27 protein-coding genes and 3 pseudogenes are annotated in these 25,043 nt (G+C 68.0%); 20 read left to right on the top strand and 10 right to left on the bottom strand.

Features of this window, described 5'->3' with window-relative positions:
* The first annotated feature begins 238 nt into the window (after nt 1-238).
* Complete coding sequence (locus tag ACIRPU_RS42030; RefSeq protein ID WP_403877812.1) at nt 239-1,192, top strand: expansin EXLX1 family cellulose-binding protein; 954 nt, start codon at nt 239-241, stop codon at nt 1,190-1,192.
* Between the two features lie 456 nt (nt 1,193-1,648).
* On the opposite strand, the gene ACIRPU_RS42025 is transcribed toward ACIRPU_RS42030, so the two are convergent.
* Both ACIRPU_RS42025 and ACIRPU_RS42020 read right to left on the bottom strand, forming a co-directional pair.
* On the bottom strand, nt 1,649-1,933 hold the full coding sequence (locus tag ACIRPU_RS42025) for a hypothetical protein (protein ID WP_403877809.1): 285 nt from the start codon (nt 1,931-1,933) through the stop codon (nt 1,649-1,651).
* A gap of 321 nt (nt 1,934-2,254) precedes the next feature.
* Nucleotides 2,255-4,003, bottom strand: a complete 1,749-nt coding sequence (locus ACIRPU_RS42020) for a glycoside hydrolase family 43 protein (protein WP_403877806.1) — start codon at nt 4,001-4,003, stop codon at nt 2,255-2,257.
* Between the two features lie 428 nt (nt 4,004-4,431).
* Here ACIRPU_RS42020 and ACIRPU_RS42015 point away from each other — a divergent pair.
* The 3 genes and pseudogenes from ACIRPU_RS42015 to ACIRPU_RS42005 all read left to right on the top strand — a co-directional run.
* Nucleotides 4,432-4,802, top strand: a pseudogene (locus tag ACIRPU_RS42015) (IS21 family transposase); the annotation flags it as partial.
* Between the two features lie 312 nt (nt 4,803-5,114).
* Nucleotides 5,115-6,557 (top strand): non-reducing end alpha-L-arabinofuranosidase family hydrolase, encoded by a 1,443-nt coding sequence (locus ACIRPU_RS42010; protein WP_403877857.1) that lies wholly within the window; start codon nt 5,115-5,117, stop codon nt 6,555-6,557.
* A 1,080-nt stretch (nt 6,558-7,637) separates the two neighbouring features.
* On the top strand, nt 7,638-8,777 hold the full coding sequence (locus ACIRPU_RS42005) for an ABC transporter substrate-binding protein (RefSeq protein WP_403877803.1): 1,140 nt from the start codon (nt 7,638-7,640) through the stop codon (nt 8,775-8,777).
* Nucleotides 8,778-9,059: 282 nt separating this feature from the next.
* Here the strand turns inward: ACIRPU_RS42005 and ACIRPU_RS42000 are convergent, their stop codons facing one another.
* Nucleotides 9,060-9,698, bottom strand: a complete 639-nt coding sequence (locus tag ACIRPU_RS42000) for a class I SAM-dependent methyltransferase (protein ID WP_403877800.1) — start codon at nt 9,696-9,698, stop codon at nt 9,060-9,062.
* Between the two features lie 47 nt (nt 9,699-9,745).
* Between ACIRPU_RS42000 and ACIRPU_RS41995 the strand changes: the two genes are divergently transcribed.
* From ACIRPU_RS41995 to ACIRPU_RS41985, 3 genes and pseudogenes are all read left to right on the top strand, one after another.
* Nucleotides 9,746-10,303: a hypothetical protein gene (locus tag ACIRPU_RS41995; RefSeq protein ID WP_403877797.1), complete on the top strand. Its 558-nt coding sequence runs from the start codon at nt 9,746-9,748 to the stop codon at nt 10,301-10,303.
* A gap of 43 nt (nt 10,304-10,346) precedes the next feature.
* Nucleotides 10,347-10,442 (top strand): annotated as a pseudogene (locus tag ACIRPU_RS41990) (TetR family transcriptional regulator); the annotation flags it as partial.
* Nucleotides 10,443-10,536: 94 nt separating this feature from the next.
* Nucleotides 10,537-10,686: pseudogene (locus ACIRPU_RS41985) on the top strand (Ku protein); the annotation flags it as partial.
* Between the two features lie 55 nt (nt 10,687-10,741).
* On the opposite strand, the gene ACIRPU_RS41980 reads toward ACIRPU_RS41985, so the two are convergent.
* Nucleotides 10,742-10,879: a hypothetical protein gene (locus tag ACIRPU_RS41980; RefSeq protein ID WP_403877862.1), complete on the bottom strand. Its 138-nt coding sequence runs from the start codon at nt 10,877-10,879 to the stop codon at nt 10,742-10,744.
* A 140-nt stretch (nt 10,880-11,019) separates the two neighbouring features.
* Here ACIRPU_RS41980 and ACIRPU_RS41975 point away from each other — a divergent pair, with 140 nt between their 5' ends.
* A complete protein-coding gene (locus ACIRPU_RS41975; protein WP_403877794.1) occupies nt 11,020-11,280 on the top strand; it encodes a hypothetical protein in 261 nt (86 codons plus the stop codon).
* Between the two features lie 5 nt (nt 11,281-11,285).
* Here ACIRPU_RS41975 and ACIRPU_RS41970 read toward each other — a convergent pair whose 3' ends face one another.
* Both ACIRPU_RS41970 and ACIRPU_RS41965 read right to left on the bottom strand, forming a co-directional pair.
* A complete protein-coding gene (locus ACIRPU_RS41970; RefSeq protein ID WP_403877791.1) occupies nt 11,286-12,866 on the bottom strand; it encodes a SpoIIE family protein phosphatase in 1,581 nt (526 codons plus the stop codon).
* A complete protein-coding gene (locus ACIRPU_RS41965; protein ID WP_403877788.1) occupies nt 12,863-13,393 on the bottom strand; it encodes a methanogen output domain 1-containing protein in 531 nt (176 codons plus the stop codon). Before ACIRPU_RS41965 ends, ACIRPU_RS41970 begins: the two co-directional genes overlap by 4 nt.
* A gap of 270 nt (nt 13,394-13,663) precedes the next feature.
* On the opposite strand from ACIRPU_RS41965, the gene ACIRPU_RS41960 reads away from it, so the two are divergent.
* The 3 genes from ACIRPU_RS41960 to ACIRPU_RS41950 all read left to right on the top strand — a co-directional run bounded on the left by ACIRPU_RS41960 (nt 13,664) and on the right by ACIRPU_RS41950 (nt 15,514).
* Nucleotides 13,664-14,185 carry an ATP-binding protein gene (locus ACIRPU_RS41960; protein WP_403877785.1) on the top strand — a complete coding sequence of 174 codons (522 nt, stop codon included), beginning with the start codon at nt 13,664-13,666 and terminating at the stop codon, nt 14,183-14,185.
* A gap of 87 nt (nt 14,186-14,272) precedes the next feature.
* Nucleotides 14,273-14,560: a hypothetical protein gene (locus ACIRPU_RS41955; protein WP_403877782.1), complete on the top strand. Its 288-nt coding sequence runs from the start codon at nt 14,273-14,275 to the stop codon at nt 14,558-14,560.
* A gap of 72 nt (nt 14,561-14,632) precedes the next feature.
* Nucleotides 14,633-15,514: a cupin domain-containing protein gene (locus ACIRPU_RS41950; RefSeq protein WP_403877779.1), complete on the top strand. Its 882-nt coding sequence runs from the start codon at nt 14,633-14,635 to the stop codon at nt 15,512-15,514.
* Here the strand turns inward: ACIRPU_RS41950 and ACIRPU_RS41945 are convergent.
* On the bottom strand, nt 15,459-15,785 hold the full coding sequence (locus ACIRPU_RS41945; RefSeq protein WP_403877776.1) for a plasmid stabilization protein: 327 nt from the start codon (nt 15,783-15,785) through the stop codon (nt 15,459-15,461). The two genes, ACIRPU_RS41950 and ACIRPU_RS41945, sit on opposite strands and share 56 nt — an antisense overlap.
* Nucleotides 15,786-16,174: 389 nt before the next feature.
* Here ACIRPU_RS41945 and ACIRPU_RS41940 point away from each other — a divergent pair, with 389 nt between their 5' ends.
* From ACIRPU_RS41940 to ACIRPU_RS41920, 5 genes are all read left to right on the top strand, one after another.
* Nucleotides 16,175-16,546, top strand: coding sequence for a hypothetical protein (locus ACIRPU_RS41940; protein ID WP_403877773.1), 372 nt, complete (start codon nt 16,175-16,177; stop codon nt 16,544-16,546).
* A gap of 158 nt (nt 16,547-16,704) precedes the next feature.
* On the top strand, nt 16,705-17,379 hold the full coding sequence (locus ACIRPU_RS41935) for a DUF6766 family protein (protein WP_403877770.1): 675 nt from the start codon (nt 16,705-16,707) through the stop codon (nt 17,377-17,379).
* An 840-nt stretch (nt 17,380-18,219) separates the two neighbouring features.
* On the top strand, nt 18,220-19,077 hold the full coding sequence (locus ACIRPU_RS41930; RefSeq protein ID WP_403877768.1) for a SigB/SigF/SigG family RNA polymerase sigma factor: 858 nt from the start codon (nt 18,220-18,222) through the stop codon (nt 19,075-19,077).
* Between the two features lie 13 nt (nt 19,078-19,090).
* Nucleotides 19,091-19,483, top strand: a complete 393-nt coding sequence (locus ACIRPU_RS41925; RefSeq protein ID WP_403877765.1) for a DUF5133 domain-containing protein — start codon at nt 19,091-19,093, stop codon at nt 19,481-19,483.
* A gap of 80 nt (nt 19,484-19,563) precedes the next feature.
* Entirely contained in the window at nt 19,564-20,436 is an 873-nt protein-coding gene (locus tag ACIRPU_RS41920; RefSeq protein WP_403877762.1) for an SDR family oxidoreductase, read from the top strand.
* A 218-nt stretch (nt 20,437-20,654) separates the two neighbouring features.
* Here the strand turns inward: ACIRPU_RS41920 and ACIRPU_RS41915 are convergent, their stop codons facing one another.
* The 3 genes from ACIRPU_RS41915 to ACIRPU_RS41905 all read right to left on the bottom strand — a co-directional run bounded on the left by ACIRPU_RS41915 (nt 20,655) and on the right by ACIRPU_RS41905 (nt 21,748).
* Nucleotides 20,655-20,885 carry a hypothetical protein gene (locus ACIRPU_RS41915; protein WP_403877759.1) on the bottom strand — a complete coding sequence of 77 codons (231 nt, stop codon included), beginning with the start codon at nt 20,883-20,885 and terminating at the stop codon, nt 20,655-20,657.
* A gap of 195 nt (nt 20,886-21,080) precedes the next feature.
* Complete coding sequence (locus ACIRPU_RS41910; RefSeq protein WP_403877756.1) at nt 21,081-21,413, bottom strand: STAS domain-containing protein; 333 nt, start codon at nt 21,411-21,413, stop codon at nt 21,081-21,083.
* A complete protein-coding gene (locus tag ACIRPU_RS41905; protein WP_403877753.1) occupies nt 21,410-21,748 on the bottom strand; it encodes a hypothetical protein in 339 nt (112 codons plus the stop codon). Before ACIRPU_RS41905 ends, ACIRPU_RS41910 begins: the two co-directional genes overlap by 4 nt.
* A 127-nt stretch (nt 21,749-21,875) precedes the next feature.
* On the opposite strand from ACIRPU_RS41905, the gene ACIRPU_RS41900 reads away from it, so the two are divergent.
* The 4 genes from ACIRPU_RS41900 (at nt 21,876) to ACIRPU_RS41885 (ending at nt 24,961) form a co-directional block, all read left to right on the top strand.
* A protein-coding gene (locus tag ACIRPU_RS41900; protein WP_403877854.1) for an IS5 family transposase occupies nt 21,876-22,705 on the top strand; the annotation gives its coding sequence in 2 pieces (ribosomal slippage) (nt 21,876-22,212 and nt 22,212-22,705; 831 coding nt in all).
* 205 nt (nt 22,706-22,910) lie between these two features.
* The gene (locus ACIRPU_RS41895) at nt 22,911-23,663 is read left to right on the top strand and encodes a phosphotransferase family protein (RefSeq protein WP_403877852.1); all 753 of its coding nucleotides are present in this window, start codon (nt 22,911-22,913) and stop codon (nt 23,661-23,663) included.
* Nucleotides 23,664-23,836: 173 nt separating this feature from the next.
* On the top strand, nt 23,837-24,322 hold the full coding sequence (locus ACIRPU_RS41890) for a hypothetical protein (RefSeq protein WP_403877750.1): 486 nt from the start codon (nt 23,837-23,839) through the stop codon (nt 24,320-24,322).
* A 264-nt stretch (nt 24,323-24,586) separates the two neighbouring features.
* On the top strand, nt 24,587-24,961 hold the full coding sequence (locus ACIRPU_RS41885) for a hypothetical protein (protein WP_403877747.1): 375 nt from the start codon (nt 24,587-24,589) through the stop codon (nt 24,959-24,961).
* The last annotated feature ends 82 nt before the right edge of the window (nt 24,962-25,043 follow it).

The following is a 25,043-nucleotide window of genomic DNA, read 5'->3' as shown; positions in this document are numbered from 1 at the left end:
AGGTCCTGCCGACTGAAGACCCGCCCGCTCACGTCGAGCCCGCCTGGCGCCGGCTGCCGGCCGAGCGGGAACGGGCGCCACAGAGACCGCGCCCAGAGTGTCTCTCCGGCTGTTTCCTCCGGCTGGTCGCCTCCGTCGCTCCCGGCATCCGACCCGACCTACGAATCGGCGGCAACCTTTTCGGCGGCTGCGGCCACTGAGCAGTGCAACAGCAACACGCCCTTCCGAACGGATGGATATGCAAGAGACACGCCGGGCCGCACGCCAACGCAGGCGCAGACGCGGTCTGCTGGTGGCCACCACCACGGGGCTGGCCGTCACGGGTCTTCTCGTCTGCCTGGTCATGACGATGCAACCCGACGGCAACAACGATGCCGGGGCGGCTCCGGCCACGGCCGTGGCCAACTCACAGGAGACGCCCACGCCGACACCGCCGGAGGAGAAGCCCGCCACAGCCTCCCCGTCGGCCGGCGCTTCGTCCCCGTCGGCGAGCGCCACGGCCCTGAAAGCTTCGGCGACCCCGTCGGCGGCGCCGACCTCGGCCGCCCCGCGGACAGCTCCCGCCACGTCATCCCTGGCCGGACGGATCCGGCCCAAGAGCACCTACCAGGGGGTCGCCACCGTCTACCCGGCCGGGGTCGGGGACGGCGCCTGCTCGTTCGGCCCGAGCGCCGACATGATGATCGCGGCGATGAACGCCACCGACTACGAGACAGCCGCGGCCTGCGGAGCGTACGTGCTCGTCCACGCGGCGAACGGAACCTCCGTCACTGTCAAGATCACCAACGTGTGCCCCCTGCCCTGCGCACCCGGTCAACTCGACCTCAGCGAGCAGGCCTTCGCCAAACTCGCCCCCATCAAGACCGGCCGGATCGCGATCACCTGGAGCTTGCTGAGCGCCGACTCGGTCGGCACGGTCTCGATCCGCTACAAGGACGGATCCAGCCCCTACTGGTGCGGCATCCAGGCCCTCGGTCACCGCAACCCGCTCGCCCGGCTGGAGGTCCGCACCAGCAGCGGCTGGCGCCAACTCGCCCGCACCGGCTACAACTACTTCCTCTCCCCCGACGGCAGCGGGTGCGGTGGCGCGATCAGGATCACCGACATCTACGGAGAACGGCTGACCGTCAACGGGATCGCTCTGCGCCCCCATGTCGTGCAGCCGACACAGGTCCAGTTCGCACGGCACTGACCCCGCCGCAGACAGTGAGCCAGGGCCCCTCCGAACCGGGCCCTGTTCTCGTATAGCTACCGCCAGGTGGCGTGTAACGGTAAGTCACTACTTGGGGCCGCGGTCGCGCTGATGAAGAGCGGTGAAGTCAGCGTGCGCGGTCTCGACGGCCTCGGGGTACGCCTGGGTCTTCTCGTGCTCAGCGAGGACGGGTGAGCGTACAGACCCCCTCCCGCGTGGCGAGCCATGACGGGCACGGTCTCGCCTGCCCTTTGATCTCCTTGGGGACATCGACGGCCAACGCTGGAACCGTGTGGCGGTCAGGGCTGTGATGGCGCCTGTCGCGAAGGCCCCTGCGTGGGGGCCAGGTCATCCGCGGGAGCCGATGCCGGGCGGGTGGCGCAGGTCGGTCCAGCCGATGGCGCAACCACCGCCGACGGGAGCATGCCGGACAGTCACGAGGGGGTGATGGTGGGGCTACTTCCTTTCGTCGGCGGCACGTGCGCCGACTCGGGGGTGGTTGAAGTTCGCGATGGCGGTGTACGCGGCGGTGGTGACGTCGGCGAGGGTGCCGGCGTCGGGGTCACCGGCCCAGTATTCGAGGGCGGTGGTCGCGGCGTTGACGAGCATGCCGGCGGTGGCCGATGCGGCGAGGGCGTCGGCACTCGGGCCGAGCCGCTCGGCGATGACGGGGGTCAGCAGGTCCTGGGCGCGGCGGCCGGCGGCGAGCCAGCGGGCCTTGAGAGCGGGTTCGCCGAGCATCAGCCGTGCGATACGGCGCAGGTCGCCTGTAGATGTGCTGCTACTGCTGGCCAGGAGTGCGGCCCTGGGCGGCGTCGCGCAGGGGCTCGTCCGCGGGGCGTTCCGCGAGGACCTCCACAAGGGTGTTGACGCCCTGGACGAGTAGGGGGGTAAGCGCCTCCTCCTTGCCGCGCAGTGCCAGGAATTCGCCCTCATCCCCTGAGCAGGCGAGCGCCTGTACTTTTTCCCGTCCGAAGACTGTGCTGCGTAGCGGCACAGTCTTCGGACGGGAAGGCCGGAATCCTTGGGCTTCAGCCCGAGGCGCAAGTCGATGCGGTGCGGTTACGCGGCGCGGGTGAACTGCCACCAGTTCATGTTGGACAGGTAGCCGCTGCCGCCGGTGAACCTGAGGTAGAGGTCCTGGGTTCCCGTCACGCCGCTCACTGGGCAGGTCACCGTGGTCCAGGCCTGCCAGCCGCCGGTGTTCGGCACACTGCACCGGCCCACGACCGTCCCGCTCGGACTGCCCAGGCGCAGCTCGACGGTGCCGCCGTCGGTGGCGGAGGCCACGCGCGCAGTGTAGGAGGACGGGCCCGGCCCGAAGGCCACTCCCTTGACCTTGATGTAGTCGCCGTTGTCGATCCAGCCGACGTTCATTCCGCCGTCACTGGTCCATTCGGTCTCGATCCCGGAACCCCAGGCGATCGTCTCGGCCTCCTGGCGTACGTACGGGTCAAGCGCACCGAGCTGGGGTGCACCGGTGTCCGTCATGTTGATCGTCGGGATCGTTCCGTCAGCGTTGTAGGAGAACTTCTCCACTGCGACCGAGCGGGTGAAGTTGCCGCCGCCCGGGAGGGCGCCGTTGTGATAGAAGAAATACGAGTTGCCCTGAAAGTCCACGATGCCCGCGTGGTTGGTGAAGCTGTTGCCCTGGGCGGGCATGACTGTTCCACGGTAGGTCCACGGGCCGGTCGGACCAGGCGCTGTGGAGTAGGCGATGAACTCCGAGCAGCACTTGGCCGCATACACCATGTAGTACAGGCCGTTCCGCTTGTATACCCAGGGTGCTTCTTCGTACAGCGTGGGGCGGTCGGGGTTGTCGGTGCGGGTTCCGAAGCCCGCGGTGGTGAGCGGAATTTGGACGGGGCTGCCTGCGTAGGACGTCATGTCCGCGTTCAGCTTGACGTACCACAGGTTCGGATTGCCCCAGTACAGGTAGGCCTGGCCGTCGTCGTCGATGAAGACGGTCGGGTCGATCTCACTGTTCTCCACCAGCGGGTGGCCGAGGGCGTCCCGGAACGGGCCGGTGGGGCTGTCCGACACCGCCACGCCGATGGCGAATTGGCCGGTCGCCCGGACCGTCACCGGTACGTACCAGTAGAATTTGCCGCCCCGTTCGACGGCCTGGCCCGCCCACGCGTTGGCGCCCGCCCAGCTGAAGGTGTTCAGGCTGAGCGGTGAGCCGTGGTCGGTCCAGTTGACCATGTCGGCGGAGGACCACACCCGCCAGTCCTTCATCACGAAGGAGGAGGTGGAGCCGTCCTCGTCGTGCCCGGTGTAGAGGTAGACCCGTCCGTTGTACACCAGTGGGGCAGGGTCGGCGGTGTAGACGTTCTGCACGATCGGATTGTCCGCCCTGGCCGCTGTGGGATGCACCACGGCGGGAAGGACGGCGAACGCCAATATGAGGATCAGCCCCCAGGTTGCCCGGGCGAGTCTCGTACCGGTGGCGGGTGATCTCACTGCGGTCGGGTGAGCCGTTGGCCTGAGGACGGCGGTACTGGCCATGGTGTGGTCCTTCCTGGTGCTGCGGGGTCGGGGGCTGAGCAGCTGGTCAGATGCGGGGGGAGGGGCGTTGCTGCGCTCGGGTGTGGTCAGCGCGAACCGTGCGATGCGGACGGAGCCGCCGAGTGTCTGCGTGGCGTAGTGGTAAAGGGCGAAGCGGTAGCCCGTGAAGAACTGCCAGGTGTGGCCCCTGGTGAACCCGGGCCCCAGGCGGGTGCAGCTGGTGCCGTCGGTGCTGTGGAGAAGGTTCCTGACGGACCACTTGTCGTGGTCCGGATTGTGGTTCCCTTCCCACTTCGGTTTCACGGTCGTTCCGTCGAAGGTGTCGCCGCCGGTCAGCGGGGTGACCTGGCGGGGTGGGGGCGGCAGGACGGGGCTGGGGCACGACGTGCCCCAGGCGCCGCCTACGAGTTGGACGACGGGCCGGACGCGCCAGGCCTAACAGGAGGACCACGGCCGCGCGGCACAGGCGCGGGCATGGTGCGGGCGACGTCACACGATGCTTCAGGAGGCGATCACGGCTCGCCGCACGAACACCAGGTGCACCCGTCCAAGTCCGGCACTTGGCGTGTGGGGGAGAGCCTTACTGGTCGGATGATGCGGGTGCTGTCATGCCCGGCATGCGCACCATGCGCAAGCCGCTTCGGCCGGGCGTGTTCGATAGTGCGAACGTGAACCGGTCCTTCGGACGGCATGGATCCTAGGAGTTGATAGCGGACAGCGCAAGATCCTTGATCGACCCATTCATGCCGAAGACTGAGGAGTGGGTCGACCGGTCGCAGCGCACGGTGCGAGCCGACAAGCTCACGAACGCCTCCAGCTACTGGGTTCACCGGGGAGGAGCGGACGACGCGGCGGGCGGTCGCGCGGGCGAAGGGAACAGTGGCGGGCCGGCCACCGTCGTACTTAGCGGCCGTGGATCGCCGAGTCCGGTCTCTGGTTGCAGTTCGACTGGGGATGGGGCCCGAAAGTGCCTGGTCCGGGCGGTGGAAGCGAGCGCGAGACGCCATTGTTCTGCGCGTGGCCGGCGTGGTCCGGTTTCCGGGTGGTGATCCCGGTCTGGGACCGGACCCCGCCCACGGTGATCTCGTGGATCGACTCCACCTTGTGGGCGATCGCGGCGGCTACCAGTACTGCAACGGTGCTTGTTCCAAGCCCGCGCCCGCGCCATTACCTGACGCGTAGTCAAAGGTCCGTACAAGCAAGGGACTTGAGGCCAGCTGGTTTCAGTCTGTGAATGTTCGCTTGCGAATTTTGCGAGAGGTGTTGACGCTGATCACCGGAACCCTATTATCCAGTTGCTCGACACTTCGACCTGTGTTCGCTATGCCGAACACTTCAGGGCCGCACTACACCGCTTCCGGACAGCCCTGACGGGCCGAACCGGTGTCGCTTGCTCAAGGATGACGAGGTCCTTATGCGCAGACGTAGTTTCAGTCTCAGACGCCCGTCCGCGGTGTTGGCCGCCGTGGTCGCGGCCCTGGCGGCGTTGGCGGCGCTGCTCGTCGCCGGCCCGGCTCAGGCGGCCACCACCAGCGACGTGCGCGGTGTTGATTCCGGCCGGTGTCTCGATGTGGCGGGCTTCAGCCAGACCGACGGCGCGAACGTGCACGTCTGGGACTGCCACGGTGGCACCAACCAGCAGTGGACGTTGTCGGACAGCAACCAGCTGACCGTGTACGGCAACAAGTGCCTGGATGTCCGGGGCGGCGCCACCACGTCCGGGACCCCGGTGCAGATCTGGACGTGCAACGGCAGCGACAACCAGCAGTGGCGGGTGAACTCCGACGGCACGATCGTCGGCGTGCGGTCCGGGCTGTGCCTGGAGGTCTCGGGCTGGGGTAAGGCCAACGGCACGGGGGTGCAGATGTGGTCGTGCCACGGCGGCAACAACCAGAAGTGGACCGGCCTGTCCGGGGCGAGCAACGCGTGTGCCCTTCCGTCGACCTACCGCTGGACATCGACCGGCCCGCTGGCGGAGCCGAAGGCGGGGTGGGTCGCGCTCAAGGACTTCACCACCGTGCCGCACAACGGCAAGCACATCGTCTATGCCACGACGCACAACACCCTCGGCGGTAACGACGGGCGCTGGGGACTGACGACCTTCAGCCCCTTCGCGAACTGGTCCGACATGGCCACCGCCACCCAGAACACGATCCCCTTCGACGGCATCGCGCCGACGCTGCTCTACTTCGCCCCGAAGGACACCTGGGTGCTCGCCTACAACGGGGGTTGGCCATACAGCTTCTCCTACCGCACATCGAGCGACCCCACCAACCCCAACGGCTGGTCCGCGCAGCAGGAGCTGTTCACGGGCACCCTCCCGAAGGGGGGCCCTCTCGACGTGACCCTCATCGGCGACGACACGAACATGTACATGTTCTTCGCCGACGATGAGGGCGGCATCTACCGCGCCAGCATGCCCATCGGCAACTTCCCGGGCACCTTCGGTTCGTTCACGAAGATCATGAGCGACACGCCGCTCAACCTGTTCGAGGCGGTCGAGGTCTACAAGGTTCAGGGTCAGAACCAGTACCTCATGATCGTCGAGGCCCAGAATTACACAGGGTATGGTCGCTACTTCCGCTCGTTCACGGCCACCAGCCTGGGCGGCACGTGGACACCGCAGCCGCAGGCCGACACCGTGACCAGCCCCTTCGCCGGCAGTGCCAACAGCGGCGCGACGGCCTGGACAAGGGACATCAGCCACGGCGATCTGGTTCGCACCAACCCCGACCAGACCAAGACCATTGACCCTTGCAATCTGCAGTTCCTCTACCAGGGGCGCGACCCCAGCACAGACGGCATGGACTACGGCCTCCTGCCTTACCGGCCGGGCGTGCTGACACTGCAGCGCTAGTCGGTGGCGTGACGCAGGTTCTGGTGTTCCTGACGTTCGCGGGCAACGACGTACGCCGAACCGGGTGAGCAGCGTCATGGCGAGCGATCAGGAACGGGTCGAGTTGGAGCGGCGGGCTCGGTGCAAGGCCGAGCCCGCCCGTGCACGTGGAGAACTCGGATGGTGGCGGCCTCGTCCTGGTCGACGACGAGACGCGGAACGTGTCAAGCCTGGTGAGTCGGTCGGTTTCAGGGTTCGTCGAGTGAGCCGGGGTCGTCGGCGTCCGAGGTGATCACTGGGTGGCGTGGTCGTCCGGCTGGTTGATCCACACGTTGGTGAGGGCGATCGGCGGGGTGGGTGGCTTGTGACGAACCGTTCAGGGGCGCGCTGGTAGACGGCGGTCAGGACGTCGGCGCGGACGGCGACCATCCGTGGGGGGCCTGGCCGAACTTTGTGGACGAGGCCGCCGGCGGCCCACCGATTCAGTTGCCTGTACATGCTTCCCAGGCGGACGTCGCCGAAGTGGGCAGCGATTTCACGGGGTTGCCAGAAGCGAGTGGGGTCTTCCTGGTGGAGTGTCAGGATGCGGTGTCGGCGCCGCGTGGCAGGGGGAGCGGGCCGCTCGTCCCGGGAAAGCCGTGGGCAGCGCGGGTTGATCCACGGGTTCGGGGACGGTGACGTTGAGGCGGGTCATGGTGCGGCTGCACTCTTCGAAGGCATCCGCAGGCCTCGAAGTACATCACCCAAGGTGCTGTGAGGAATTGACGGGAGTCCTCGCTCCTTCGCCATGTTCTCCAGGCGTTGAAGTGTGGGCTTTTCCACAGGCAGCCCGGAGGAGGCGCATCACCTCGATGATCTGGTCGGGATGCCTAATGAGAAGCGGATTGGGTGCGATCTTGCCAGCGGGCCGTCCAGTCGGCAGGGCCGGATTCGAGCCCGTGACCGACACCAGGCACTCGATCCACGAGCGGCGGCGGAGAGTGCCCGCCGGACGTTCGGATTGACAGCCTATTGATTGTTTTACTGACCCGTCAGATGCTGCTGCGTCAGATAAATTCGTCACCAGAGATCACCCTGCCCCCACGCAGAAAGAGACATCCCGTGACCAGCTTGCCCAGCCGACGACGCCTTCTCGCCACCGGAGCGGGGGCTGCGCTCAGCCTCGGCGCACTCGGCACCACCGCATCCCCCGCCTCGGCCGCTTCCGCCAAGTCCGCGACCGGCAGCGGCTCCGAGGAGACCAGGACCCTCGACGAGCTGTACCAGGACGCGCTCGCCGAGGGCGGCAAACTCGTGGTCTACGCGGGCGGCGACCTCGCCGACGCGGGCAGCGGTGCGAGCGCGCGCAATGCCTTCCGCGCACGGTTCCCGGAGATAGACCTCCAGCTGATCGTGGACTACAGCAAGTACCACGATGTCCGGATCGACAACCAGTTCGCAACCGACACCCTCGTCCCCGACGTTGTCCAGCTGCAGACGCTGCAGGACTTCACCCGCTGGAAGCGCGAGGGCCGGCTGCTGCACTACAAGCCCGCCGGCTTCAGCAAGCTCTACAAGAAGTTCCGGGACTCCGACGGCGCCTGGATCTCTGCGGCGGTCATCGCCTTCAGTTACGTCTACGACATCGCGGCGGCCGGCGCGAACGCGCCTCGGTCTCCGCTGGACCTGATCGACCCGCGCTGGAAGGGCAAGGTCGCCTCCTCCTACCCGCACGACGACGATGCGGTCCTCTACCTCTACGCCCTCTACGCGGAGAAGTACGGCTGGGACTGGATGGCGGCCCTCGCCGCCCAGCAGCCGCAGTTCGCTCGTGGTTCGTTCTCGCCCAGCACCGCGATCAACAACAAGACGGCGGTCGTCGGTCTCGGTACCGGAGCCAGTGCGACGGCCACCACCGGGATCCGTATGGGCATGCCCGACGGGCACCCCTTCATGGCCTGGGGCCAACGACTCGCGATCTTCAAGCAGGCCGCCAACCCGACCGCGGCCAAGCTCTTCCTGAACTGGCAGATCTCCACCGAGCGCCAGACTTCCAACAGCTGGTCGGTGCGTACGGACATCGCCGCACCCACCGGCCTCCGGCCCGTCTGGGAGTACCCCGACGCCAACGTGGACGGCTTCCCCCGCTTCATGGAAGACCGCGCCAAGGTCGAGCGGCTCAAGCAGACCTTCGCCCTGTACTTCGGCGAGGTCAAGGGTGACCCGACACCCGGTTGGCTCGGTCTGCACCCGGGGGCCTGACCTGCCAGGCCAAGCATTGTGCCGCACCCGAAGGCTCAGCAGTCTCAGGGTGCGGCATCTTCGACGCTGAACCTTCCACCCGACTCGAAGGTCAAGCCGTGGTCGGCGCACCCAACGGCGAGTGCTCCCCTCTGGGCACGGTACCTGCGCCCGCTCTCCGCTTATTGGTCGAGCTTCATCATGAAGCCGGTATTCGTCAGCCGCGGCCTGGGCGCGGCGTACGACACGGTCGGCGGGAGCACGGGCGGCAACGGCGACCGGCAGCCCGCCATCGATGCCGGATCAGCGGGCGGGTTTCTCCCAGGTCAGCGAGTACCGGCGCAGCACATGCCGGCGATACCGCACGCCGGGCAACAGTCGCTGGGCAGCAGCCCGCACCTGCCCATAACTCATCTGCGGGTCGGCGACCGGCATGCCCTGCGGGCCACGCGCGCGGCGCAGCACCTTCGTGATCCGAACGATCGGGGCAGCCGCGATCAACGCCGCCCACTCCGTCACGCTCGCCTCACGGGCCAGACCGACCACCATCAGCGTGCCGCCAGGCCGCAGCAGCTCACGCATGCGGACGAGTGCCGCCTCGAAGTCCATGTGATGGATCGTGGTCACCGAGCAGACGAAGTCGTACTCCGCACAGGGAAGTTCCTCGGTGAGGAAGTCTCCTTCGACGAAGGTGAGTTGTGGGTGGCCGGCAGCGGACTCGCGTGCGCAGGCGATCATGTCCGGCGACTTGTCGATCCCGGTGACGTGTTTCGCCCGACCGCCAAGCTTCCGTGCCAGCAGCCCATCCCCGCAGCCAACGTCCAACGCGTCACGGCATCCCTCGGGAACGGCGCGGAGGATGCCCGGATGCCGGGCAACGTTGGTGTTCCAGTACGGCTCTGCGGCGGGCTGACGCATTGGATCATCGTAAAGGCCGGTCATGGCCCGCCGAGTGCACACCGACGGATTCGCCGTCCCCATGGGGAGTCGTGATCGCACCGGTGGCTGAGCGGCTGCGCGCGCAGAAGTACGTCCTGCTGCCGACCGCCGTCGCCCCCGCCGTCGGCCCCGTCCTCGGCGGCTGGCTCGTGGACACCGCCTCCTGGCACTGGGTCTTCCTCGTCAACCTGCCCGTCGAAGTGCGCGCCCTGCTCTTCGGGTTGTGGGTCCTGCCCGACTTCCCCGGCCCGGGCGCACCCCGCTTCGACCTCATCGGCTTCGTCCCGGCGGGCGGCGGCCTCGCGTCGGTCCTGTACGCCTTGACCAGGGCCTCGGACCGGGGGTGGGGGAGCGGGTACATCCTGGTCCCGCTGGTGAGCGGTGTCGTGCTGCTGGCGCTGATGGTGCCGTGGGAGCTGCGTGCCAGGTATCCCATGATCGATCTGCGGATCGTCGAGCACCAGCTCTTCCGTACGACGCGGTCTGTCCTGCTCCCCCTGGACACTCGGACTCAACTGGGCGAGGGCATAGGGCACCGACAGAGCAAGCCTGACCAGCACCTTCGCAACAGGAGGCCACCGATCTCGAAGCAAGAACCGACGACCTGAGGAGACCCCCGGCCACAGCTTGCGCACTCGACATGCCCGATGCAACCTGTGCATCGGACGCGACAGCGACCCGCGCTACAACCCCCGGCGGCTGATCGAACTGCTCCTGCAGGGACTGCAGCGACCGCAGCCATCCTGATGTCGACGCTCAATGGCTCCTGGGCGTCTGTTGGAGACGACACGAGAAATGAGATCCCACACCCATCACGGACGAGGAACTGCGGGAGCTGCCGTTGCCGACGGCCAAGGCGATCGAGATCGAGGCGTTCGTGCCGCTGGAGTCGGTGGACCCGATCCGGATCGCGGAGGGCTACTACCTGCAGCCCGCCAGTCAGGTCGCGGCGAAACCGTACAAGCTACTGCGCCTGGCCCTGGAGCGCTCGTCGAAGGTGGCGGTTGCCAAGTACGCGTGGTCGGGGCGCAAGCGCCTGGGCCTGCTCAGGTGCGGGGGGACACGATCGTTTTGCACGCGATGCGCTGGCCGGACGAGATCCGCGACCCCGCCGAGCTGCTGCCGCCGGCGGTCGAGGTGTCGGAGGGGGAGATCGAGGGCGCGCTGGCGCTGATGGAGTCCATGACCCGCGAGGACCTGCAAGGCGAGGAGTTCCAAGACGCCTACACCGAGGCCGTCGCGAAGATCATCGAGTCCAAGCGGGAGGACAGGCCGCTGCCCGAGGCGCCGGAGCCCAAGGAGCAGGGTCAGGTCCTGGGATCTGATGGCCGCGCTGCAGGAGCCGGTACGCAAGGCCCAGGCCTCCCGCGGCGAAACCGACGACACCACCGTGGCCGACGTCCACGACCTCACGCAGCCGAAGAAGAAGACCGCGGCCAAGAAGACGACCGCCAAGAAGACGACGGCCAAGAAGGCGACCGAGCCCGGGCGGTTGGGCAGCGCCTATCTGCACCCATCTGTGGGTGCTGCTGACGGCCTGGTTGGCTGCGGCAAAGGCCGTGATGCCGTTGTGGTGGGTGGATAGGCTGGTCAGGCCGGTGGGGGGAAGCGGACGGTGAGCAGGGCTCGGTCGTCGGGGAACGCCGCTTCGGGCTGGTGGTGCAGGAAGCGGTTGCACAGTTCGGCGATGTCCAGGCCGGTGGTGGTGCGGGCGCAGGCGGTGAGCCGTTGCAGGCCGATGGCGAGGTCTTCGCGGCGGCGCTCGATCAGGCCGTCGGTATACAGCAGGAGGGTGTCGTTCTCGCCCATGGTGGTGGCGGCCTGTCGGTAGCAGATGTCCCGGACGGGTCCGAGCGGTGGTGCGATGGCGTGGTCGAGGTAGGCGCTGGTGCCGTCGGCGTGGATGAGCAGCGGCGGCGGATGGCCGGCTCTGGCGTAGGTCAGGACGCGTGTGCGGCGGTTGAAGACCAGGTAGCAGGCGGTGGCCATGCGGGTGGGGTGGTAGCGGCCCAGGAAGGTGTTGAGTTCGTCGAGGACTGCGGCGGGGTCGGTGCCGCGGCGCGGCACGATGTTGCGCAGGGCGGCGGTGATCTGTGCCATGACGGTCGCTTCGTGCAGTCCGTGGCCGGCGACGTCGCCGATGCTCAGGCCGATGTGATCGGCGTCCACGTCGTAGCCGTCGTACCAGTCGCCGCCGACCGAGAGCAGGTCGCTTCCCGGGGCGTAGCAGGTGGCCGTCTCCAGGCCGGGCAGGTGCGGCAGCTGGGGAAGCAGGCTGAGCTGGAGGCGTTCGGCGACCCGGTGTTCGTGCTCGTGCAGGCCCGCTCGGCGCAGGGCCTGGGCGATCTGCTGGGCCACAGCAGTCACATGCTCGGGAGCGGTGAAGCTGTCTGAGCCGTAGATGATCAGCATGCCCAGGTGGACGCCGTCCGCTTCCAGCGACAGCGCGAGCGGAACCGCGTCCGCTGCTTCGCCCGGAGGCGGGCCGCCCGAGGAGGAGGGCTGGTCCAGGTCGGTCCAGCCCCCCGCGCCGACCGGAAGGCCATGGTCGTCCGGCTGCAGGGGCGGCACGAGCCGCGCCGAGTGCAGGTAGAGCTCTGCGGCGGCGGCCCCCAGGGCGGGCGGCGCCACCTCGGTGACGGCGCGGGACACCTGGGCGAGGGTGATCGCGCCGGCGAGGGCGGCGGTCAGGTCGTACAGGTGCTGCAGCTGGGCACGGGAGGCCTGTTCGGCGGCCAGCAGCCGAGCCCGGTCCACTTCGATGGCCCGGCGGAAGGCCACCTCCCGGTTCAAGGCCTCCACCTGCTGGCTGAGCACGACGAACCGGTCGGACGCCCCGGCCTCGACGAGATGCAGCTGTGCCGCCGGCTGCGGGCCGTCCCACCACGTGGCCCGCGCCCCGTGACAGCGAAAACGCCGCAGCCGGCCGTCGGCGTCCTTGACGACGAGCGCGCCGGGCATCGGGCTGCCGCTGCGCAGCCACACGGTCAGCTGCTGGCGTAGCAGCGGGGTGTCGTCGGGCCGCAGTTCGAACAGGCTGGCGCCCGGGCGCAGCCGGTCGTCGCAGCGACCGGCTGCCGGGTTGGCGGCCAGCACGCGGCCGTCGGCCCCGCACAGCAGCACCGGGTGAGGCAGCGGCTTGGTGATGGCCCGGAAGAGGCCAAGGGTCATGGAGCCACAACCGGGTCGCCGAAGTACTCACGGCCACTCACCGTCTCGACGTCCACGTCGGGCACGAGGTGCACCACCACCCGGCAGCCCGCGCCGCCGCGCGCGATGGTCTCCTCCAGCTCCACGCGCGCATAGCCCAGGTTGCGGGCGGCGATGGTGCCGAAGACGTTCGACGTCATCATGCACATCGACTCCCGGCCCACCACCTTCTCGGCGAACGGGCACACCCGGTTGCCCAGCACGATCTTCTTCCTGTCGTGCTCGATCACGTAGAAGTCACCGTTGATGCGTCGCTTGAGGTCCACGAGCGCCTCGGCGACCTGCTCACCCGTGAGCCGGTCGGCTCCCAGCGCCTTGAGGTACATCTCGTCGATCTGCGTGCCGACGGCGTGCCCCACCAGGCTGACGTAACCGGACGCCTCCTCCAGACCGATCACCGACTCCAGCGACGTCGCCAACTCACGCACCAAAGTCCGCAGGAACACATCACGGTCCAGTGGAATCTCCACATCCGAAACCTGTCCCATGCCGGCTCCCTCACCCTCACACCACGGCCCACAACGCGAACGGCGCGGCCCCAATTCCTGCGACGGGACCTGATTCTGCCAGCGCCCTTCATCCCGCCACCACCAGCCCAGCTCACGATCTGACCAAGGGCCTTCACATGATCTGACGGTCCCTCGGGCCGGTGCAGACGGTTCACCGGGCGGGCAGGGGTCACCCGGCAGATGGCCGTCAGCACCTACGAGCCGTGCCCGTCCCGGCGGAGCGGGACCACCCATGCTGGAGGAGGGCTCGTGAACGGCGAACCGACAATCTCATCCTGCGAGGTGCGTTTGCCCGCGGTCACGGCGAGCATCGCGCTCGCCCGGCAGTGGGTCCACGACTGCGTGGAAGGCTTCGGCGGGCCGCTGCGCCGGCACCCGGTGATCCAGACCGCCGAACTGCTCGTCTCGGAACTGATCACCAACGCCATCCGCCACGGCGCCGACCCACCCCTGATCCGCGTCACCTGGACTGACCAGCTGCTGCGCATCGCGGTCAGCGACGACAGCGATCGCCAGCCCCGCACACGCGTCACTGCGAACTGCGAGCCTGGTGGCTTCGGCTTGCAGCTCCTTGAACGGCTCGCCCTACGGTGGGGCGTGGCCCCCGTCTGCCCGGCAAATCGGTCTGGGTCGAACTCGGGCTCGATTCCTGAGCTCACTTCGCCCGCAGGCAGAGCAGGGCCGGTGCCCGCGGCTTGCCGACAGTGCCGACGACCAGAACGCAGGACAAACCGACCGGGCAAAGATCTGGGATGCGCCTTCGTGAGTTAAGGGAAGCCTTCAGTGGTCTGACAGCCGCCGCACGATGTCACCCGATGCACGGTCCCAGGAGGATTCCCATCAGGGGAGAGTGGCTGAATGACGATCTCGCCGGACTCCCCTGTTGTGCTCGTGGTGGCGGGAGAGCAGGTAGCCATCGCTGTGGATCTCGGGCTATTTTCCCCGGCGGACCCTGTGGAGTGGGGTGGTGTCCTTCGAGGTGTGCCAGTGCACCTTGCGGCGGCGATCCAGGCGAGTGGTGATGCGCGGCTTCATTTTCCCGATGATCAAGAACGCACGATCCGTCCGGCGGGGCCGACTCGTCTGGATCATCGGGGACGTCTGCTGGTGCCCTTCACGGGTGAGGGACCGGCGCCGTTCGGGTGACGCGGGAGGCAAGTCCCGCTCGTGCGTGTCCTGGCTCACGATGGCGCGCTGAACGGGGTGACACGGTGCGAAATGGGTCGCTGGTCCGGCCACGTCAGCGGTCCGGGAACCGGTTTGGGTGTGACGAGGAGGGGGTCGTCTCTCGCCCGCCTCTGCGAAGCGCTAGAGCGCGACCTCCGCACCCGTGTGCAGGCGAACCTGTACGCCTCGTGGACCAACACCGAGGGCTTCGGCGTCCATTGGGACGACCACGACACCGTCGTCGTCCAGCTGGACGGCGCGAAGCGGTGGCGGATCTACGGCACGACCCGACCGTTCCCGCTCTACCGCGACATCGAGGACCCCGGCGAGGCGCCCACCGAGCCGGTCGCCGACCTGGTCCTGTGGCCGGGCGAGATCCTGTACGTGCCGCGCGGCGTGTGGCACGCGGTCTCCGCCGACCAGGGCACCCGCTCCCTGCACGTCACCTGCGGACTGCGAACCCACACCGCGACCGACCTGATGGCATGGGTGTCCGAGCAGCTGCTCACGCACGAGGACTGGCGGCGCGACCTGCCGCTGCTCGCCGCACCGGACGTCCAGGCCGACGCCGTGGACGGGATGCGCAAGCGGCTCGCCGAACTGCTGGACGACCCGACGCTGCTCGCCCGCTACCGGGCGGCGATGGACGGGCAGGCCGTCGGCCGGATGGTGCCGAGCCTGCCGTACATCGACGGCGTTCCCGTCGACAGCGGTCTGCGGGTGCGGCTGACAACCGCCCGCGCGGTGCTGGGGGTCGGTGAGGACGCGGTGACGGCGGTGCTGCGCACCGGGCGCGCGTCGTCGAATCCCGCTCCATCACCGTGCGGACGAGGCCGGCGCCTCCGCCGCGGCCCTCTGCCTTCCCGGCAGTCTCGCGTCAGCGGCCCAGAGCGTTGGCCAGTTCCTTTTTGTTCATCGACGAGCGGCCGCTGATGCCACGCTTCTTCGCCTCCGCGTACAACTGGTCCTTCGTCGGCCCCTGGGCGCCGCGGTGCGAGCGCTCACCGCCGCGCTGGGAAGCGGACTTCGTGTCCTGGGTAGATGTCTTGCGCGCCGTCTTCGACTCGCCGGAGCGGGCTCGCTCCTTGTTCACCGTGCGCGCCGCGATCTCTTTCGCCCGGCCCTTGGAGGTACCGCGCTTCTCGGCGCTCTCCTTGATGTGCTCGTACTGACGCTCACGCTTCGCGCTGGAGCCCTGCGGCATGACGCTCTCCTTTCAGGTCGGTGCGGCCCCCTCGGCCGCACCGGCATCCGGTTGTCCTTTGCTGCGTACCCGTCGTCCGCTGCTCCTCACCCGGCTCCGGGGCAGCCTTGATCCCATCTGATGTGGGGGTGCCGGGATCTGCGAGCAGGCAGCCACTGAACGGATGAGGAGACATCTCACCGCGCGCCCGCTCGGACGTCTTCTGAAGATCGACGGACGACCATGCGCGTGTCACAGAGGGCGAGACAGGGCGTGTCCGTCAGCGGTCGGGGTAGACGGCAGCCACGATGAGACAGGACGTGCAACAGGGACGTGCATCTGCCGACAGGGGGCCCAGCGTGAGCCGACAAGGCCGACGTCTCACCAGGGTGCGGGCCCTTTCGCTCTGCGTGATCCTGCTGGTCCTGGCCGCCTGCGGCGGCACCGGGCAGCGCAGTGCGAAAGCCTCCGACGCGGCCACGGCTTTCGAGAAGGCACTGAGCAAAGGCGACCGGGTGGCACTGTGTGCGGCTCTCGCCCCGCAGACGCGCAAGGAAGTGGAGAACTCAGCGAAGAAGGCATGCACCGCCGCGATGACCGCGCAAGAAATTCCCGCCGGAGGCCCGGTCCGCGGCGTTGATATCCACGGCCGTCAGGCTCGTGCCGTGCTGGCTTCGGACACGTTGTTCCTCTCGCAGTTCCCGGACGGCTGGAAGATCGTTGCCGCCGGATGCAAGCCTCGCCCCGGTCGGCCCTACGAGTGCTCGGTCAAGGGAAGCTGACCCATGCGCACCATGTTTATCCTCTGCCTGACCGTCGTCCTGGGCGGCCTGGCCTACTTCACCGCGGTGGGACTGATGCAGCGATGACCGCCGCCACGCCTCCACCTCCACCTGACGCTTCGGACCGGAACGACGCCAGCACCGTAAGGAAGCACAGTGTGAGCCGCTTCGTACGGGACAACGGCATAACGCTGGCTTTCGGATTCGCTTTCCTGCTCGCCCTCACCGGACAGGCGATCGCGGGCTGGACAGAGTTCAACAACCAGCTCGCCACGGACAGCCTCGCGCAGATCGGCTTCCTCGACTACCTGGCCTCCTCGGACTTCGCCGTGGACGTGACGGAGAACTGGCAGTCGGAGTACCTGCAGTTCTTCCTGTACATCTTCGCCACCGTGTGGCTGCTTCAGCGAGGTTCGCCGGAATCGAAGGAGATGCACAAGGCCGGCCCTGAATCGGATGAGGATCAGCGAGTCGGTGAGCACGCGGGCCCGGAATCCCCGCGCTGGGCAGCGGGGGGCGGGGTGCGCCAGGCGGTGTTCTCCCGGTCGCTCGGCCTCGTGATGGCGGCGCTGTTCCTGCTCTCCTGGTTGGCGCAGTCGATCGCGGGCGTCGCCGCCTACAACGAGCAGCAGCTGAGGCAGCTGCAAGCTCCCGTCGGCTGGACGCAGTACGTCGTGTCCGCAGACTTCTGGAGCCGCAGCCTGCAGAACTGGCAGTCCGAGCTGCTGGCCGTCGCGTCCATGGCCATCCTCTCCGTCTACCTGCGCCAGCGCGGTTCCCCGGAGTCCAAACCCGTCGGCGCCCCCCACACCTCCACCGGCGTCGAGGGATGAGCCAACGTGCCCTCATCCTCTGACACGAGCGAGCTTCGTGTAAGCCACGCGAAGCCTGCTCGGCTCAGGATGCGATCCGCGACCAAGGAAGGGACGGGCGGCGTTGACCGGCCCACCCAGACGGCCGCCGTTCCTGCACCAGGCGCCCGTATGTCCCAGGCCTCCTCCGGCTCGCAGCCGCAGTCCGCCATCAGCGCTCTGCGGGCCATGTCGATGACCATGACCGGCCGGCGGATCTTCATCGCCCGCTTGAGCTGCGCCTTCTCCCGCAGCGGCTCTGCTTCGGCACGGCCGCGTTGGACACGACCCAGGCAAGGCCCCACGTCCTGAGCCTGCCCCACGCTCACGAGCCGCCATCCCGCGGGCCTGGCCTGATGATCTCCGGACGGCTTGGAGAGGCAGAGGTTCAGCCAGCCTGGCACATCGAAAGCGGCGACATCGCCCTTGCAGACGCTGAGTGAAACTACGGCCGGCGGTCACCAGATTGCGTCGCGGACCCGCAGCCGACCGGGCCTGACGAGAGGGGACATCGCCCCGTTGTGCACCACTCGGAGGCGACCCGATCCTGACGCAGCGCGTCCTGCACAGGCCAGCGCGTCCTGCACAGGCCAGGCTCTCAGCCGCACGCGGGGCTCACGAGAGAGGTGTTTCGTACTGGCAGGCAGGGGCAGACGAAGATCGTGCTTCGGACTGGAGGCACAGCCCCCGCGGGATTGGGGCTGCCGGCTTCCTCCAGTTGCCGGACGCTCTGGACCGTTGTGGCTTCCTTGACCAACGTCTCGCGCCCCGCTGGACACCACGCACCGGCTGGGGCTGCAGAATCAGCTCAGGAGCGATCCCATGCTGACTCACACGTCGACAGGCCACCCCACGCCTGACATCCCCAGCGCCCCGCAGACGCAGCGCAGGCACGACGACAGCCCCGACACCGCCTGCCTGTTCGCCCGCCTGTCCCAGCTGAAGGCGGGTCCTGAGCGCTATGCCGTCCGCGACGAACTGGTCGCGGCCTGGCTGCCGATGGCGCACCGGATCGCCGGCCGGTTCCGGGACCGCGGAGAATCCATCGAAGATCTGCGCCAAGTGGCCGCACTGGGTTTGGTCAAGGCCGTCGACCGGTTCGACCCGGCTGTTGGGGCCTTCGAGAGCTACGCGGTGCCGACCATCACGGGCGAGGTGAAGCGGCATTTCCGCGACCGGACGTGGGCTGTCCGCGTGCCACGACGGGTACAGCAACTGCGCAACCAGGTCCGCCTGGCCCGCCGCGAACTCATGCAGCAGCCTGGCAGCCCCGAACCCACTCTCGCCGCTCTCGCTTCCTACACGGGCCTCACCGAGAAAGAGGTCAAAACGGCCCTAGAGGCGCTGGAAAGCTTCAGCGCCCTCTCCCTGGACGCCGAACTCACCGCCGACGACGGCGGAGCCAGCCTCGCGGACTACCTCAGCGTCACGGATACGTCCTACGACACGGTGGTAGACCGCGAGGCGGTGAAACGCGGACTGCGTCGGCTGGCGGAACGGGAGCGGGCCATCCTCTACATGCGCTTCTTCCAGGACATGACACAAAGCAGCATCGCCGACCGGCTCGGACTCTCTCAGATGCACGTCTCCCGCCTCATCAGCACCAGCTGCGCCAGCGTCCGCAATGACGCCCTGTCCGATTGCGTCCCCGTGCCTGATTCCGGCCGCCGCCCGGTCTGAAGGAGACCACCCGATGCTGATGCCACTGCCCGCGACGCTGCGCCGCCTCGTCAAGGACTACGAAGTCCTTGCCTCCGATCAGGGCGCCTCCACAGCCGGTACCTCGAGTGCCCGGCTGCGCGACCTCACTTACACCCTGTGTGTGTCCACCGGGACGCGGGACATCTCGGAGGCATTGCAGGCCGCACAAACCTACCTCGAGAGCGCCCCGGCCACCCGGCCCGCACCCGCCGGGTCTCTTCCCGGATCACCCGCTCCCGCCGGTGCCCCGGCCCCGCCATCCAGCACCGAGCCGCAGCCGCTTTCGCGGGAGATCCGATCAGTAGTGGCCCGCGAGCCCGTCGGGCACCCGATCGCTGCAGTGGACCTCGAGCCATCCGAGAAGCGGACCATGGCCAGCCACTAGAGAGCCCTCGCCGGCCGCGAACCGAGCGCGGCATGGCGTAGGCACCAGGAGCCTGCACACATCCGGACGAGAGGCCTACGATGAGTGAGCACCCCACCGACAAGCACCCCCAGCCCGACTTTCCGCAGCAGGAGCAGGAGCATCCTGGCTGGACGGGCCCGATGGACCCTCCTCCCGACCACGGCGAAGAGACATACAAAGGCAGCGGTCTGCTCGACGGGCGCAGTGCCCTCGTCACGGGCGGCGACTCGGGCATCGGCCGCGCCGTATGTCTGGCTTTCGCGCGCGAAGGCGCTGACGTCCTGTTCACCCATCTGCCACAGGAGGACAAGGACGCGCACGAGACCACGCGGCTCGTCGAGGCGGCAGGCCGAAAGGCGATTGCGGTGCCGTGCGACATCCGCGAGGAAGCGCAGTGTGACCGGCTGGTCGAGCACGCCGTCGCAGAGTTCGGACACATCGACATCCTTGTGAACAACGCCGCTTACCAAATGTCCCAGCCCGATGGCATCCAGGCGATCACCACAGAACAGTTCGACCGGGTCATCCGAACCAACCTCTACGGCATGTTCTGGCTGTGCAAGAAGGCCCTGCCCCACATCCCAGCAGGCGGATCAATCATCAACACCACCTCCGTGCAGGCATACAAACCCAGTCCTCATCTCCTCGACTACGCAACCACCAAGGGCGCGATCGTCACCTTCACCCAGGGCCTGGCCCAGATGGTCGCGGCCGACGGCATCAGGGTCAATGCCGTGGCTCCCGGCCCTGTGTGGACCCCGTTGATCCCCGCCACCATGCCGGACACCAAGGAGTTCGGTAAGCAAGCACCTCTGGGACGGCCGGCACAGCCCGCGGAGATGGCACCTGCCTACGTATTCCTTGCGTCCGACCGCGCGAGCTTCATCACGGCGGAAATCCTTAATGCCACCGGCGGGACGCCGCTGCCCTGACCGCTTCCCATTTCCCGCCATCGGCTGCGGAACCCCGAACAGCCGGACGCATACGCGGAGGGCTTGGCCGGCACCGGTCCAAGGCAGTGCGCCAGGGTGATCGAACGCGGCACAGTCCATCGCTGACCATCGGGTATCTGCCGGAATGTCGAGTTGGCTGCCGTTCGGATCGGGAACTGGTAAGTCATGAGAGTGCTGATGGTTCTGTGTGAGGATGATCATCGGTTGGCGCGGTGGGTGGCGTCATACGCCTCGCCGGTGACGAGGACCCGCCCGACGTAGACCCCGGGCGTGCCCTTTGCGCCACCAGGAGGCGTCACGCGGTGACGCCTCCTGAACGCGACCGCCTGCCGCGGCTGCACGGCGGCGATCTTCGCATCGATGCGGGTCAGCCACAGGGCGTGCCACACCCACAGTGTCTCCAGGCGCTGCTTGTCCTCCGAACACATATTTGATTCAGGTCTACGGGCCTGCCGGTTCGACTGGGGGCGCGTCAGCGAACCACCCGACCATGTCGCGGGTCTGGCCGGCCGTGGGTCGGGCCGGGGCAGCCGCAGGCACGGCGATCCGAGGAGCGCGGGCAGCCGCGTGGCCTCCCGTGGCGGAGGCGGATCTGTGGCGAGGCGCGCCGCGGGTCCGGTGGGTCAGGGCAGGGCCTCCCGGATGTTCTCGCGGGTGTCGAGCACGGTGTCGGCGCCGGTGATCTCGAAGAGGTGTCGTAGTTGGCGGGGCGGGCCTGCTACGCGTAGCGAGGTCATGTGGTGGATGCGCAGCAGCAGGTTCAGGAAGGTCGAGTCGGCGAAGGAGACTCCAGAGACGTCGATCACCACGCGGGCGTGCTTGCGTGCGGCGGTGTCGAGTGCTTCCTCGAGCGGGGTGATCGTGTTGGTGTCGTAGTCGCCGTGTGCCACGACGACCCACGCCCCCTCCCGCTCGTACTGCACCGTCGTGCCTTTGTCGTCAGGTCCGTGGCTCATGCCGAGAGCATGCCCTTCGCTGCGGACGATGGGGTAAGAGCATCGTGAAAATGCGGCCGGGGGATTAAGACGCTGCGGCGTGGCTTCCTCGAAGCTGCCTTCTTCGCCGTGGTCTTCTTGGCCGGCTGCTTCTTCGCCGTGGTCTTCTTCGCGGCCGTCTTCTTCCTGGGGTTCTGCAGTTCGTGAACGTCGGCATCCTCGCCGCGGGACGCTTTCGCCGTGGACACGGATTCCTCGAGCGCGGCCATCAGGTCGAGGACCCGGCCCGGCTGCTGCGGCTCGGGCATCTCGGGGAGTGGCTTCTCCTCCCGCTTGGCTTCGATGATCTTTTCCATGGCTTCGGTGTAGGTGTCCTTCCTCGGACACGTCGACGGGTTCGGGGAGGAGTTCGGTGGGGTCGCGGATCTCGTCGGGCTAGGTCGTGTCTTCAATTGATCTTGAGTGATGGATCATGGTCGGGTGATACGTCGCCATGAACTGTCCGATGAGGAGTGGGAGTTCCTCCGTCCGCTGCTGCCCGCGTCCTTGCGTGGGCGGAAGCGTTTGGACGATCGAACCGTGCTCAACGGGATCGTGTGGAAGTTCCGGACGGGCACGGCCTGGCGGGACGTGCCTGAGCGGTACGGCCCCTGGCACACGCTGCACACCCGCTTTCGCCGGTGGGCCCTGGACGGCACCTTCGAGCGGATGCTCCAGGCCGCCCAGGCCCGGGCGGACGCGGCGGGAGAGGTCGACTGGCTGGTGTCGGTCGACTCCACCGTCGTACGCGCCCACCAGCATGCCGCCGGGGCCCGAAAAGGGGGCGCCGCAGTCCCGCACTCGGACGCTCCCGGGGCGGCCTGACCAGCAAGATTCACCTGGCCTGCGATGCCTTCGGGCGTCCGCTCGCCGTCGTGCTCACGGGCGGCAACACCAACGACTGCACCCAGTTCACCACCGTGATGGAGGCGATCCGGGTGCCTCGCATGGGCCCGGGCCGTCCCCGGGCGCGGCCCACACATGTGCTGGGCGACAACGGCTACAGCTCCCGCGCGATACGGACCTGGCTGCGAGGCCGCGGCATCAGCCACACCATCCCCGAGCGGGCCGACCAGATCCGCAACCGGCTCCGGCGCGGCAGCCGGGGCGGGCGCCCGCCGGCCTTCGACAAACAGCTCTACAAGCGGCGCAACGTCGTGGAACGGTGCTTCAACCGCCTCAAGCAGTGGCGCGGCATCGCGACCCGCTACGACAAGACCGCCGAGTCCTACCAGGCAGCCGTCACTCTCGCCTCGCTCCTGATGTGGGCGTGACATTGAAGACAACTCCTAGTGCATGGCGTGCAGGACGATGGAGTTGCCGCGGACTCGGAGCATGCCGAGTGGCGAATGCGCGTGATGCCAACGAGCACCCGGCGTCGAGCTGGAGCACTGAGGACCTCGTTCCTCAGCCTGACTCGCGGTCCGGCTCGGCGCGCACCCCCATCACCCCGCCACCCGTTTCCTGGACCTCTGAAAGCTGCCCCGATGCCTGTACCGCCCACCAGCGGCCGTCTGCAATGGACCGACGTCCCCACGCCTTTGCGCGCCCGCCTCGAAGCCGGACCTGCTGGGCATCCACCGCGCCGCCGACTGGACCGCCGTCGTCATCGCCCACCTGGACGGCCCGCACCCCGACCTCTCCCCGGCCTCCGGCGACGCCGAACAGACCTGGGCTCTGCTGGACAAGCTCACCTCCAGCCCCGCCCCGGCCCCCTACGCCGCAGCGGTGAACAGCACACCCTCCACCACGGCAGCCCTGCACGGCTGGGACGAACTCCTCTCCGACCCGCCCGCCGACCTCGCTCCCGCCGCCCGCGACCGCCTGCCGCAGCTCGCCGAACTCGAGGCGGCCTGGCCCGCCCTCGCCCACGGCGACCGCATCGTCCACGGCGACCTGCGCGCCGACAACATGGTCCGCGACCACCACCTTGGCGTCACCTTCGTCGACTGGGCACACGCCACCACCGGCCCGGCCTGCACCGACGCCACCTCCCTCACCCCGCAGCTCATCCTCGCCGGACACACACCCGCAGACATCGCCCGTCTGCTGCGCGACCACCCCGCCACGGCCGGCAGCGCCGACACCACTACTGCCTTCCTCGCCGCGCTCACCGGCCACTGGCACCGCAACGCCCGCAAGCCCGCACCCCCCGGTGCCCCGGGACTGCGCACCTACCAGCACCGCGCCGCTGCCGCCGGACTTGCGCTCCTCGGCTACTGCTTGAGCTGAAACAGCGGTTGTCTCACCCCGGGTACCGCGGCTGCCGGTAGGGCGGGACGACGAAGCCTCCGGCAGTTGCCGGCGGCTGGGTAGGCGGTTATTCCTTCATGACTCTTCCGCGCGGCGCCAGGCCCCGACCACGCCAGGTCATCGCCGTCGATGGCCTGTGCATACTGCTGGACATGACGTTTGCGCCCGCCACCCGCATAAACGCGATACTCGTGTCGATGACGGTGTGCTGGACGGGCTTCGGCGCATGCCTGGGTTTTCTCCTGGGTCGTTGGTCGGGTGCCGTGGCAGGGGCGGGTGTAGCCGGCCCGAGTGCGGCAGCCGGGTTGTTTCTCTACCGCCGCCGTGCGGTGGCCTCCCGGCGAACCGCTGAAAGCAGGGGCCACACTGAGGGGACAGCCGATGTGGTTCTGCTGGGCATCGCGCTGTACGAGGCCGCGGTCTTCCCTCTTGTTCCTGACGGAGTGAACGAGGAAGAGCAAGAGGCCCGCCGTACGGTCGCCTACCGAGTTGCCCCCTATGACGGCCTGCCCCAAGCGGTTCGGTTGTCGGCTGCCGCGGCGCTGGAGGCCATCGATGAGGGCCTGGACATCGAACGCGTCCGGGCGGCGTTCAAGGAGCTGACGCTCAGGGTCTACGACTGCCGCGTCGACCGCTGACGTATCCAGCTGTACATCTGACAGGTGGATTTGTGCCCGCTCCGGGAGTCACCGCCGATGCTGTCGAATCACCCGCGCGGGTAAATGAAACTGCCACGTGGTGTCGGTACGCTCCAGAGCGGCAGGTCAGCGTCTGCCGGTGCCCTGCCGAACTGCCCACGTCAGTCGGCGTTGCGGTCAAGGTTCTCCGAATCACGCGATCAAGAGACGGCACTCTCAGCCGGTCGCAGGCGTGGGCGACGCGACCGGGCCCAGGGAGTTGTTGTGACGACCAACCGAGCGCGCAAGCAGGCCACCCGGCACCGTGCAGCGCAGGAGAACATCCGCTACTCGCAAGCCCGGCACCAGCAGGAACAAGAGGCAGAGACAGATGCTGGCCTCGCCAAGCTGGCCGAGTGCGAGGCTGGGATCATCGCAGCGAAGGAGCGGCACGACCGCAGCACCATGGAAGCCTCGATCGAGTTTGCTGAGGTCTTTGGCTTGGCTGACGTGCAGATGACCTACTTTCGTCTGGCCATCAGGTTTCTCTACCGAGCTGACGATCCCTACAACTGCGGCCTCATCGGGGCTCAGATGACACGCCAGCATGTCGATGACTCGATGGCAAAGGTGCGGTGTGCCGATCCTGCGGGAGTGTAAATCTAACGGCGGATCCGACGATCATGGGAGAGACGTCAAGTGACTGACACCGCCGTGGAGTTGGAGACCGTGGAACCTGTCG

The organism is Streptomyces sp. NPDC102259 (assembly GCF_044766465.1).
In the GTDB taxonomy this organism is placed as follows: Bacteria; Actinomycetota; Actinomycetes; order Streptomycetales; family Streptomycetaceae; genus Streptomyces.
This window is presented reverse-complemented; position numbering and strand designations above follow the sequence as displayed.

Coding starts and splice junctions, on each gene's coding strand:
- ACIRPU_RS41920 (WP_403877762.1), top strand. CDS start 19,564: ATGAGTGAGCACCCCACCGACAAGCACCCCCAGCCCGACTTTCCGCAG.
- ACIRPU_RS42000 (WP_403877800.1), bottom strand. CDS start 9,698: ATGACCGGCCTTTACGATGATCCAATGCGTCAGCCCGCCGCAGAGCCG.
- ACIRPU_RS41905 (WP_403877753.1), bottom strand. CDS start 21,748: ATGGAAAAGATCATCGAAGCCAAGCGGGAGGAGAAGCCACTCCCCGAG.
- ACIRPU_RS41930 (WP_403877768.1), top strand. CDS start 18,220: ATGCTGACTCACACGTCGACAGGCCACCCCACGCCTGACATCCCCAGC.
- ACIRPU_RS41965 (WP_403877788.1), bottom strand. CDS start 13,393: ATGGGACAGGTTTCGGATGTGGAGATTCCACTGGACCGTGATGTGTTC.
- ACIRPU_RS41945 (WP_403877776.1), bottom strand. CDS start 15,785: ATGCCGCAGGGCTCCAGCGCGAAGCGTGAGCGTCAGTACGAGCACATC.
- ACIRPU_RS41970 (WP_403877791.1), bottom strand. CDS start 12,866: ATGACCCTTGGCCTCTTCCGGGCCATCACCAAGCCGCTGCCTCACCCG.
- ACIRPU_RS41890 (WP_403877750.1), top strand. CDS start 23,837: ATGACGTTTGCGCCCGCCACCCGCATAAACGCGATACTCGTGTCGATG.
- ACIRPU_RS41915 (WP_403877759.1), bottom strand. CDS start 20,885: ATGTGTTCGGAGGACAAGCAGCGCCTGGAGACACTGTGGGTGTGGCAC.
- ACIRPU_RS41950 (WP_403877779.1), top strand. CDS start 14,633: ATGGGTCGCTGGTCCGGCCACGTCAGCGGTCCGGGAACCGGTTTGGGT.
- ACIRPU_RS41910 (WP_403877756.1), bottom strand. CDS start 21,413: ATGAGCCACGGACCTGACGACAAAGGCACGACGGTGCAGTACGAGCGG.
- ACIRPU_RS41925 (WP_403877765.1), top strand. CDS start 19,091: ATGCTGATGCCACTGCCCGCGACGCTGCGCCGCCTCGTCAAGGACTAC.
- ACIRPU_RS42010 (WP_403877857.1), top strand. CDS start 5,115: ATGCGCAGACGTAGTTTCAGTCTCAGACGCCCGTCCGCGGTGTTGGCC.
- ACIRPU_RS41955 (WP_403877782.1), top strand. CDS start 14,273: ATGACGATCTCGCCGGACTCCCCTGTTGTGCTCGTGGTGGCGGGAGAG.
- ACIRPU_RS41980 (WP_403877862.1), bottom strand. CDS start 10,879: ATGGACTCCATCAGCGCCAGCGCGCCCTCGATCTCCCCCTCCGACACC.
- ACIRPU_RS41975 (WP_403877794.1), top strand. CDS start 11,020: ATGGCCGCGCTGCAGGAGCCGGTACGCAAGGCCCAGGCCTCCCGCGGC.
- ACIRPU_RS42030 (WP_403877812.1), top strand. CDS start 239: ATGCAAGAGACACGCCGGGCCGCACGCCAACGCAGGCGCAGACGCGGT.
- ACIRPU_RS42025 (WP_403877809.1), bottom strand. CDS start 1,933: ATGCTCGGCGAACCCGCTCTCAAGGCCCGCTGGCTCGCCGCCGGCCGC.